Source organism: Streptosporangium canum (assembly GCF_900113865.1).
GTDB classification, from domain to species: domain Bacteria; phylum Actinomycetota; class Actinomycetes; order Streptosporangiales; family Streptosporangiaceae; genus Streptosporangium; species Streptosporangium canum.
This window is the reverse complement of record NZ_FOQY01000049.1, coordinates 40,606-48,170: the sequence shown is the minus strand read 5'-3', so window position 1 is coordinate 48,170 and position 7,565 is coordinate 40,606. Positions and strand designations below refer to the sequence as shown.

Genomic DNA, 7,565 nt, shown 5'->3' with positions numbered 1-7,565 from the left:
TCTCTCATGCCCGCGATCCCGGACTCGACCAAGACCTCGCTTGCTCAGCGGCTGCGCCAGCACGCCCGCGACCACTGGCCTGAGCTGTCCAGCCTGCATATCCGCTACCACGGTCAGTTTGCCTATGTCGAAGGCGAACTGACCGACGGCGACCGGCTGCCTCTCCTTCGGTTGCGCTACAGCGGCTCGGCTTCCATTTGGGGATTCGGGCTCTACCTCGCCAGCAGCGGCAAATACGACAACCAGATCCTGCCCACCGGCCTCATCGCCGGCAGCCCTCAAGAAGCCCTCGACTGTGCCTGCGGCCTCTACCTTGGACGCTGACCCCCGAAGAACTTACGGGCGGGACCACTTAGGGATACGGCACTCAGCCTCGACCCGGCAACGGGGCTTGGCCCAGGTCAGCTACCCCAAGGCGTCAGTTCGTCGGTCCGGACGAGCGCTAGGGAAGACACACCGCGGCCTTCCCGATTTGCCCCGGGGAGGCCGTTGTCTTATCGGAAGTTCCGGACAACCCCCCGAACAATGAGCCCGGTGTCCGCCCCCTGCGGCGTTGGCCACCAGATCAGGCACCGTCCGCGGCGCCTTCGGCGGGCGCTTGGTCCGGCTCGGGGAACAGCTCCAGCTGCTGACTGGCGGGGTCGATGTGCGTGAGTTTCAGGCAGCGACGGCAGGTGACCGCGCCCCGGTCCGGATGCGCCGCGGCGGAGTCCCAGCCGCTGACGCCGACCATGCAGGCCGGGCCGGGCATGCGCTCGTCGGCGAACCAGCGGGGCATCGCGACCTCGTGCACAATGCCCGAGGAGCGCACCCGCAGGTTGGAGCCGTCGGCGTAGGCGCCCCGTGCCGCGGCGGCGATCGTGGCCAGCGCCTCCTGAACGCCCGGCGTCGGCGTAGCGTTCCCCATCAGGCGCCACCTCCGAGGATGGAGGCCATCCGGTAGGCGGCGTGGGAGTCGAGTTTGCGGCGGCCGCGGTTGTAGCGCTGGGTGGTGACCGGGGAGGCGTGGCCGAGAAGCTCCTGGACGTCGGCCAGCGGCACCCCGGCGTCCAGGGCTGCGGTGGCGGCGGTGGCACGGGCGGTGTGCGGGGTGAGCTTGGTGTGGTCGACGCCGGCGGCGGTCGCGGCCCGGCGCAGCGCGGTGGTCATCCGCCAGCGGTCGAACGGCCGGCCGTCCTCCCGGACGAACAACGGTTCACCCTGGGAGCGGTCATCGAGGAGCGGCTGCAGCAGGGCGCGCACCCGCGGCGGGATGGGCATCCGGTCGGTCTTGCCGCCCTTGCGGCGAAACAGGATCACCGTATGCCCGGCGTCGGCGGCCACCGAGCCGACGGTGAGGGCGACCAGTTCGCCGACGCGGACCGCGCACACGCTGAGCAGCGCCACCGCGGCGGCGTCGGCCGGGTAGGCGGCGGCGATGGTCTCGGCGCCGTCGACCAGGGCGGTGGCCTCCTCCACAGTGCGGGCCGGGGTGGTGCCCACGGTGGAGACCTCGGGCCGCTCGACCGGGTCGGCCGGGTTGACCGCGATGAGACGGCGGCGCAGCGCGTAGCCGTACAGGCTCGACAGGCTCGACAACCTGCGGGCCACCGTGGCCGGCGCCAGCGGGACGCCGGGCCGGGCCAGGCCCGCGCTAGCGGTGCCGGTGCCGATGCCGTCGCGGTAGTGCGTCAGATGGTCCTCGCTCACCTGCAGCAGGCCGACGCCGGGCAGCTCGGCCTCCAGCCAGCGCAGGAACGCGGCGGTGTCGGCCAGTCGAGCGCGGCGGGTGGTGACGGCCTTACCCGCCTTCAGCCAGGCCGCCACGATCGACCATTCCGTGTGCGGGAGCGCGTCGACGGCGTCGACGTCGGCGCCCGGCACTTCACCGCCGTCGCCCCGGGCCCGGCGGGGACGCAGGCCGGCGATGTTGCCCACGGTGGCCACCATCGGCGCGGGGATGGCCACGGTCGTACCGAAGGGGTCGGCCGGGACGACGTCGGCGGGACGGTGGATGGCGGTGGGGATGATCTCGGTCACGCCGGTAATGATCTCACATAACACGCATTGTGTGAGATCAAGAACGCTTGTACCGGAGGCGCAGCCCCTGCCGATAATTCGCGGCGAGGCGGTACGCCCCCAAAGGGTTGGGGTGCCGACCGAGCAGGGGCGACACCACAAGATCCTTCTCAGCGCCGACGACTGTCCGCAGGTTCCTCGACCCCGAGATCCACGCCAGCGACTGCCCCGACTTCATCGCCCAGCATGAGCAGCTCGTGGAGGGCGCCGCTTCACTTGCCAGGCTCGGCGGGGGTTACTTGATGTCAAGGATCTGCTTGTAGAGCTGGCGGGCTCGTTCAAGGTTGCCCGCGCTGAGTTCCAGATCGCCCCAGCCTTTGAGCGCCGTGGCCACCTCCTTGGGATTGCCGGTCTCGGTGGCCTGCCGGTAGAGCTTGCGGGCCTCCTCCAGATTCCCGGCCTCCTTCTCCAGCGAGGCCAGGTTCACCAACGCCTGCGGGGCTATGCCTGGTTGGCCGCTCTCGACCGCTCGCCTCCAGAACCCGCGAGCCTCCTCCACATTCCCCGCATCGTCGTGCTCCAGACAGCCCAGACAGATGAGCGCCTTGGCCTTTTGCCAGGGGTTACCGACCTCGATGGCTTGATGGAACAGCTTGCGGGCCTCCTCCAGATTCCCGGCCTCCTTCTCCAGCCAGCCCAGTTCGATGAGCGCCGTGGCCACCTCCTCGGGATTGCCGGTCTCGATGGCCTGCCGGTAGAGCTTGCGGGCCTCCTCCAGATTCCCGGCCTCCTTCTCCAGCCCGCCTAGGCTGATGAGCGCTCCGACGCGTTCCTGCTCTGGCAGGGTGCTCATCGTGGTGACCTCGGGTGGGAGCCATCGCGTGGCGCCCTCGACTGGTCCGGTCAGCCGATCCAGAAGATCGTCGAGGCTAGGCCGACTTTGGGGCCTCCTGGCCAGGCAAGCGCCCACCAGGTCGGCCAAGTCCATGGAAAGGCCCGTCAGGTCAGGGTCGTCATGGAGGATGCGATACATGATCGCGTGGCTGTGGCCGTCACCGAAGGGGCCGCGATTGGTGGCGGCGAACACCAGCACCGCCCCCAGGGAGAACACGTCGCTGGCAGGGCCGACCTCGCCGCCTTGGACCTGTTCGGGAGACATGAACGCAGGAGTGCCGATCACGGCTCCCGTGGCGGTGTGGGAGGTGGCGTCCAACGTGCGGGCGATGCCGAAGTCGATGACACGAGGACCGTTGGCGGACAAGATCACGTTGCCGGGTTTGAGGTCACGATGCACGAGGTCGCACTGGTGGATCGCGGCCAGGCCCTCGGCCAGGCCTGCCCCCAGCACACCGACCGCGGCGGGCGGCAGCGGTCCGTGTATGGCGACGGCCTGCTTCAGGGACGGGCCGGTGATGTAGTCGGTAGCCAGCCATGGCGGATCGGCGTCGGTGTCGGCGTCCACCACCTGCGCGGTGTAGAACCCGCCAACCCGCCGGGCCGCCTCCACCTCGATCGCGAACCGGCGCCGGAACCCCTCATCGTGGGCCAGTTCTGGTCGCACCACCTTTACGGCGACCGGCCGACCGCCCCGGGAACGGCCTAGGAACACCTGTCCCATACCGCCACCACCTAGTCGCCCTTGCAGCCGGTAGGGGCCTACCTGGCGCGGATCACCTGCCCGCAGCGGCTCCATATGCCACCCTCTCGAAAGATGCGTTCAACAAGCCCAAATCCTTCCAGGAAAGAGCTGTTTCCTGGAGAGAATTGGCGCGGCGACGGTTGGCGCATGGGTCTCCGCGATCACGCTCGGTCATCGCCAAGTTGGAGCGGGGCCTGCGCCAGACCATCACCCTGGCCGAGCTGCTGGTGTTGGCCCGGGCGCTGAACGTGCCGCCGCTGCGGCTGGCGCTGCCCATAGGAGAGGCGCTCCAGACCGAGGTGCTGCCGGGTGTGACTGTTGGCACCTGGCAGGCGGCGCAGTGGTTCACCGGGCACGAGGCCTTCCCCGCCGCGGCCGCCGTCGACGGAGACGACGCCTGGAGTGACGGCAGCGACTTCGAGGAGTGGAGGCAGGGCGCGGCGCCGGTCACCCTGTGGCGCCGGCATGCCGGGCTGGTGGCTCGCTGGCGCCAGGCGACACGGGACGCGGCCGAGCTCTGGGAGGCCATCGACAACGATCGCAAGGAAGTCGAACGGATCCGGGGCATGCTCGCCGGGTTGCCAGAGCGGCCCCCTCCGGGGGAGGCCTTCGGGTCCGAGCGCCGGCTGTGCTTTGAGCACCTACCGGGTCATCGCCGAGTTGCAGCTGCTGCTGGCGTGCTGGGCCGGGGTCTGCCCCACCTGCCGCCGAGCGTTACCCAGGCACGCCCAACCCGTCCCCACCCAACCAAGCCTTACTAGTCGCCTTGCTCTTTTCTTTCCGTCCACAGCTCGTACGTACCGTCCCCCGGGAGCACCCAAATTTCCTCGTCAGGCCGGGTAATCGTCCGTAGCAGGGTCGCCTTGCCGGTCACTTTCGAGACCCGGTAGATAGCCACCCCCGTCTTGGTCTTCGATCGGACGATCACGTGTCCCGCCTGGTCGAAGTCGAGGTCTTCGATGTACTGCCCGCGCGGCAACCGCACGGTCACCGTGCCGGTCGCGCGGCCGGTACGCAGGTTGAGCAGGCGCAGCTTGCGGTACTTGCCGTATGTGCCGACAGGCGTCGCCGCCGTGACGTAGTCATTCGCCAGCGCCCTCGGCGACAGCTGCGTCTTCAGCTGCATCCGGGCACGCAGCCCTCGGTCGAACACCGTCAACCGTTCCCCTTCCAGCAGCAACCACTTGCTGTCCGGGCTGAATCCGCTGAAGCCCCACTCATCCATCTCTCCGCGAGGCCCCAACACCTTGCCTTTCCGCAGGTCCGCGAAGACTCCCAGCCCCGGCCCCGAGGTCCCCGTGACCACGTAACTGCCGTCGTTCGACACCCACGGCCACTCCTCGCCGATCGTGTCCGCCGTGAACTGCCGTGACACGACCCTTTCCTTGCTGTTCAGAGTCCGCTCGACGAACCGCCCATCCGATTTCCGGAAGTAAAGAAAATGCCGCCCATCCCCACTGACCAGGAACGGCGCCCGGGCACCGGCATTGACCGCAGTCTTAGGCGCCTTGGCGAGCGCCTCCGGCACCTCCACCACGTCTCCGTCGGTGAGCACCAGTTCCCAGGTCTGTGTCAGCTGCGCGTACGCGATCGTGACCGGCGTGGCAGCCGCCGCAGGCTGTCCGATCAGTGTTACGGCGGTGAGGAGGAATGTCGCGAAAGCTATACGAAATCTCATGCTGCATGAGATGCCAGAAGCCATCAGAATGTTGCCGGTTTCTTTCCGGGGTTCGAGAGCTTCAGGCCTCCATGGCCAGGTTCCAACGGTTCTTCCGACTGATGTCGGCCAGCAGTCCTCGCACATACTGAGGATGAAAGCTGGGCGTTACTACGGTGGGTCGAAAAGAACGAGGCCGGTCTCGGCGATGAACCCGTCCAGCAGGCCGGGCTGGTGCTGCATTCGTTTCAGCCCGCGCCTGATCAGGATGGTCAGTTCGTCGATGCCGCGAACGGCGAAGTTGAGCAGCGTGCCGCGCAGGTTGGCCCAGACGCCCTCAGTCCGGGTTCAGATCGGGCGCATACGCCGGGAACCGATAGACCACCAGCCAGCCCTCCCGCTCGGTGATCCAGTCGCGCATCCGGGCGCAGATGTGTTCGGGCAGACTGTCCCACACCAGCGAAATCGGGCCGCCGAACTGGATGTGCGCGGCCTGCAGCAGGGCCTTGAACCCCTCGACGCCAAAACCCTTGGGCTCGCCCTTGCGCCGGTGATGGGTGAGCGTGCGATAGACCAGCCGGGTACGCATCCCGGGCTTGACGCAGACCAGCCCGGCGATCGAGACCCGTCCCCATCGCCGTAGGACACCGTCAGGACCGGGGTGTGGCCCCGGCGGACCCAGATACGCCCTTTGGGTGGCTTCAGGCTCTGGCCGGACTCGTCGGCGAAGCAGAGCCAGGAACTCCAGGGCGCCAACAACATCCGCTACGACCTCCTGATGGCCGGTGCGGTGATCGCCAGCCTGCCGGTGATCGTGCTCTACCTCGTCGCCCAGCGCTGGGTGATCGAGGGAATCTCCCGCTCGGGGCTCAAGGGATGATCGGTCGACATCCTCTTTCCGGTAAGAAGGTCGGCATCCTCTTTCCGGTAAGAATGGGCGCATGACGAGGACACCGGTGCCAGGTGGCGGAGGCCCCGCGGGAACCGCATGGCAGGACTGAGGGTCCCCGAGGACGGAGGCCCCGGCCGGGACATGACGGGACCGGGGGCATTGTGGGTGGTGAGCGGGCCGCCGGGGGCGGGCAAGTCGACCGTGGCGGCGGCGCTGCTGGCCCGGCTGGACCCGGTGCCCGCGCTGCTTGACAAGGACACCGCCTACGGCGGGTTCGTGGCGGCCACCCTGCGGGCCCACGGCCGGGACCAGGGAGAACGCGAAGGCCCCTGGTATGACCGGCACGTAAAGCGGCACGAGTACGCCGGGCTGACCGCGCTCGCCCGGCAGATCCGCTCCCACGGCTGCCCGGTGATGCTCGACGGGCCGTTCACCGGCCAGGTGCACGACGCGGCGCGCTGGAAGCGCTGGGTGGACGAGCTGGGCGGGCCACCGGTCCACCTGCTCTGGATCCGATCGGACGGCCCCACCCTGCGGGCCAGGCTGGAGCGGAGGGGGCTCACCAGGGACGCGGGGAAGCTGGCCCGCTTCGAGGAGTATCTGCGGGCGATCCGGGTGGACGAACCGCCCGCCGTGCCGTACACCGAGATCGACAACCGCCTCGGCGCGCCGCCCCTGGAAGGGCAGGCGGCCGCGCTCACGGGAACCGGAAGCGGTCGTCCCGGGCGTCCGTGATCGCCATGTGGCCCGGCAGGCGGCCGATCGCGAAGGTGAGGCCGCAGCCCAGCAGGGGGGCCACCAGGTCCTCGCGCCGGACGGCACGCACATCGGCGCCGTCGCCCGTGGAGGCCGGAGCGCCTCCGGCGCTCAGTATTCCAGCCCCCAGCCGTGGGGGCCGAGGACGTAGGCGGTCCCGGCGGCCTTCAGCCAGCCGGCCTCGGTCAGCCCGTCGAGGCTGCGCCGTACCGTCTCCTCCGGCAGGTCCGTCGCGTGGGCCACCTCGGCGACCGTCGCCCTCCGGCCCTGCACCGCGAGCCCGGACACCGCCTCGTAGACGTCGGTGTCCACTCCCGACAGGGCCTGGACGTCGGGGCGCTCGTTCATGATCCCGCCCCCTGGCGCCGGCGCGCGCCGTCGCGCAGCCGTTCGGGATCGACGTCCCGCTCGGGGTGGCGGCGCAGGTACTCCCCCTCCAGCTCCTCGGTCCGCGTGGTGTGGTTGGCGAGCGCGTCGGCGGAGCCGTGCAGGAGCGTCTCGGTACGGGTCGCGTGCAGGTGCCGCAGCTCGCGGAGCAGGTCGTCCTCGGCCAGGTCCATCGGGTCGATTCCCATCGTCATAAAGACTCGCCTACCCTGTGACACCCCCGCCTCACATCGCCT

The 7,565-nt window shown here is 69.3% G+C and carries 11 protein-coding genes; 4 read left to right on the top strand and 7 right to left on the bottom strand.

The genetic code is table 11. From position 1 onward, the window contains the following. A partial coding sequence (locus tag BM085_RS39485; protein ID WP_218158962.1) for a hypothetical protein occupies window positions 1-324 on the top strand: 324 nt, incomplete at its 5' end. A gap of 241 nt (window positions 325-565) precedes the next feature. Here BM085_RS39485 and BM085_RS39480 read toward each other — a convergent pair. The 3 genes from BM085_RS39480 to BM085_RS39470 all read right to left on the bottom strand — a co-directional run bounded on the left by BM085_RS39480 (window position 566) and on the right by BM085_RS39470 (window position 3,691). Further along, a complete protein-coding gene (locus BM085_RS39480; RefSeq protein WP_093891876.1) occupies window positions 566-907 on the bottom strand; it encodes a hypothetical protein in 342 nt (113 codons plus the stop codon). Then, window positions 907-2,019, bottom strand: coding sequence for a tyrosine-type recombinase/integrase (locus BM085_RS39475; RefSeq protein WP_093891875.1), 1,113 nt, complete (start codon window positions 2,017-2,019; stop codon window positions 907-909). Before BM085_RS39475 ends, BM085_RS39480 begins: the two co-directional genes overlap by 1 nt. Window positions 2,020-2,293: 274 nt before the next feature. Then, window positions 2,294-3,691 carry a tetratricopeptide repeat protein gene (locus BM085_RS39470; protein WP_093891874.1) on the bottom strand — a complete coding sequence of 466 codons (1,398 nt, stop codon included), beginning with the start codon at window positions 3,689-3,691 and terminating at the stop codon, window positions 2,294-2,296. An 86-nt stretch (window positions 3,692-3,777) separates the two neighbouring features. On the opposite strand from BM085_RS39470, the gene BM085_RS45025 reads away from it, so the two are divergent. Continuing rightward, entirely contained in the window at window positions 3,778-4,398 is a 621-nt protein-coding gene (locus BM085_RS45025; protein WP_177245502.1) for a helix-turn-helix domain-containing protein, read from the top strand. On the opposite strand, the gene BM085_RS39460 is transcribed toward BM085_RS45025, so the two are convergent. Both BM085_RS39460 and BM085_RS45565 read right to left on the bottom strand, forming a co-directional pair. After that, on the bottom strand, window positions 4,395-5,315 hold the full coding sequence (locus tag BM085_RS39460; protein WP_143121283.1) for a hypothetical protein: 921 nt from the start codon (window positions 5,313-5,315) through the stop codon (window positions 4,395-4,397). The genes BM085_RS45025 and BM085_RS39460 overlap by 4 nt on opposite strands. Before the next feature lie 316 nt (window positions 5,316-5,631). Further along, the gene (locus BM085_RS45565; protein ID WP_218158963.1) at window positions 5,632-5,883 is read right to left on the bottom strand and encodes a transposase; all 252 of its coding nucleotides are present in this window, start codon (window positions 5,881-5,883) and stop codon (window positions 5,632-5,634) included. Window positions 5,884-5,985: 102 nt separating this feature from the next. On the opposite strand from BM085_RS45565, the gene BM085_RS46550 reads away from it, so the two are divergent. Then, window positions 5,986-6,174, top strand: a complete 189-nt coding sequence (locus BM085_RS46550) for a hypothetical protein (RefSeq protein ID WP_093891871.1) — start codon at window positions 5,986-5,988, stop codon at window positions 6,172-6,174. Between the two features lie 108 nt (window positions 6,175-6,282). Then, on the top strand, window positions 6,283-6,921 hold the full coding sequence (locus BM085_RS39445; RefSeq protein WP_425443295.1) for a P-loop nucleotide/nucleoside kinase family protein: 639 nt from the start codon (window positions 6,283-6,285) through the stop codon (window positions 6,919-6,921). 132 nt (window positions 6,922-7,053) lie between these two features. Here BM085_RS39445 and BM085_RS39440 read toward each other — a convergent pair whose 3' ends face one another. Together BM085_RS39440 and BM085_RS39435 are read right to left on the bottom strand one after the other, a co-directional pair. After that, the gene (locus BM085_RS39440; RefSeq protein WP_093891870.1) at window positions 7,054-7,290 is read right to left on the bottom strand and encodes a helix-turn-helix domain-containing protein; all 237 of its coding nucleotides are present in this window, start codon (window positions 7,288-7,290) and stop codon (window positions 7,054-7,056) included. Then, window positions 7,287-7,523, bottom strand: a complete 237-nt coding sequence (locus BM085_RS39435; RefSeq protein ID WP_093891869.1) for a DUF6158 family protein — start codon at window positions 7,521-7,523, stop codon at window positions 7,287-7,289. The genes BM085_RS39440 and BM085_RS39435 overlap by 4 nt, the downstream gene beginning before the upstream one ends. Window positions 7,524-7,565 lie beyond the last annotated feature (42 nt).

Excerpts from the sequence above, each read along its gene's own strand:
- BM085_RS39480 (WP_093891876.1), bottom strand. The coding sequence starts at position 907 with ATGGGGAACGCTACGCCGACGCCGGGCGTTCAGGAGGCGCTGGCCACG.
- BM085_RS39470 (WP_093891874.1), bottom strand. The coding sequence starts at position 3,691 with ATGGAGCCGCTGCGGGCAGGTGATCCGCGCCAGGTAGGCCCCTACCGG.
- BM085_RS39460 (WP_143121283.1), bottom strand. The coding sequence starts at position 5,315 with ATGAGATTTCGTATAGCTTTCGCGACATTCCTCCTCACCGCCGTAACA.
- BM085_RS45565 (WP_218158963.1), bottom strand. The coding sequence starts at position 5,883 with ATGCGTACCCGGCTGGTCTATCGCACGCTCACCCATCACCGGCGCAAG.
- BM085_RS39445 (WP_425443295.1), top strand. The coding sequence starts at position 6,283 with ATGGCAGGACTGAGGGTCCCCGAGGACGGAGGCCCCGGCCGGGACATG.
- BM085_RS39440 (WP_093891870.1), bottom strand. The coding sequence starts at position 7,290 with ATGAACGAGCGCCCCGACGTCCAGGCCCTGTCGGGAGTGGACACCGAC.
- BM085_RS39435 (WP_093891869.1), bottom strand. The coding sequence starts at position 7,523 with ATGACGATGGGAATCGACCCGATGGACCTGGCCGAGGACGACCTGCTC.